Here is a 1,438-nt window from a genome sequence, read left to right on the forward strand (position 1 = left end):
CCCTACTGCGTGATGGAGGGGACTACGAACCCGCGTGGGTGCGGCGCCCGGCGAGCAACGTGGCCCAGACCGGCATCCCGCGCAGCGTCTCCCCGCTCGCCACGAGGGGGTCCGCGCCACACACGACGATGTCGGCGGGCTCTCCCGGTCGCAGCGAGGTGCGCACGCTCGCCTCGAGCGCCTGACCGATCGTGATCCGCTCTTCAGGATGCCAGGGTGCCCGATCGTCCTCCGTCCGCGACACCGCCGCGGAGATGGCCTGCCATGGATCGAGGGGGGCGACGGGCGCGTCGGAGCCGAAGCGCATCTCGGCCCCCGCATCGCGCAGCGAAGCCAACGGATAGCCGATCGCGGTCTGCCCACTCCACAGCCGGTCCACGAGCTCACGGTCGTCGACGGCATGCTGTGGCTGGACGCTCGCGACGACCCCGAGGCGTCCGAAGCGCGCCAGATCCGCGTGCCGCACGAGCTGCACATGCTCGATCGAGCCCACAGCCCCGGTTGTGGTGAAGGCGTCCAGTGCCGACGTCACGGCACGGTCGCCGATCGCATGCACGGCCACCGCCAACCCCGCGCCTGCCGCTCGTGTCAGCAGGTCGACGAGCTCGTCGGAGGGCACCGTCAGCATGCCGAAGTTGTCAGGATCGTGCGGGTAGGGGTGCGAGCACGCGGCCGTCCTCGTGCCCAGAGACCCATCGGTGATCACCTTCAGCGGTCCCATGTGGACGAGACCGCGGCCCGCTGCGGGCGCATCAGGCTCCTCATGCGGCTCGCCGGAGCGGAGCCCTGCGGCGATCGCCCGATCGAGATCGAACGGATACACGGCGAACTCCACGCGATGCGCGGCGAAGCCATCCCGGATCCGGCGCGGCCATGCATCGGCACCCCAGGCCATGTCGAAGTCGACGACACCCGTGACACCCCGTGCGGCCGCCTGCTCGCCGGCTCGCCGCATCGCGCTGTCGCCGTGCGCGGCGTCGACTGCATTCAATCGACGCGAGATCTCGAAGGCATCCGTCTCACGGAGCAGGCCGTCGTCGCTTCGGAAACCCTCACGCGCAAGCGCTGCAGAGTTCAGCCAGACGCTGTGCACATCCGCGTTGATCAGGTAAGTGGGGACCGCACCGGTGGCAGCGTCCAGAAGCTCGAGGGTCGGCCGATCCGGCCAGAGAGCATCACGGAACCCGGTGCCGACGCGGCGCCCGTCCGGCAAGGAGACGACACCGCTCATCGCGTGCGCCGCAGCCGCCGCGGAGACCGCGTGACCCAACGGAGCGCGCTCCGCGGTCAGCGCCCACTGGACGGTGTGGACGTGGTTGTCCCAGAGCCCGGGGACCGCCCACGCTCCTTCGACATCGAGCACCTCCCCCCGCGAGGGAAGCGCTCCGGTGGGGGCGATATCGGCGATGAGCCCGTCGGCGATGTGGATGTCGACGGG

At 70.6% G+C, this 1,438-nt stretch carries 1 protein-coding gene; it reads right to left on the reverse strand.

Features of this window, described 5'->3' with window-relative positions:
* Window positions 1-22: 22 nt before the first annotated feature.
* Window positions 23-1,438: amidohydrolase (locus ACNPM4_RS13365; RefSeq protein WP_448985994.1), on the reverse strand; the 1,416-nt coding region annotated here is incomplete at its 5' end.

Source organism: Microbacterium umsixpiens (genome assembly GCF_053543675.1).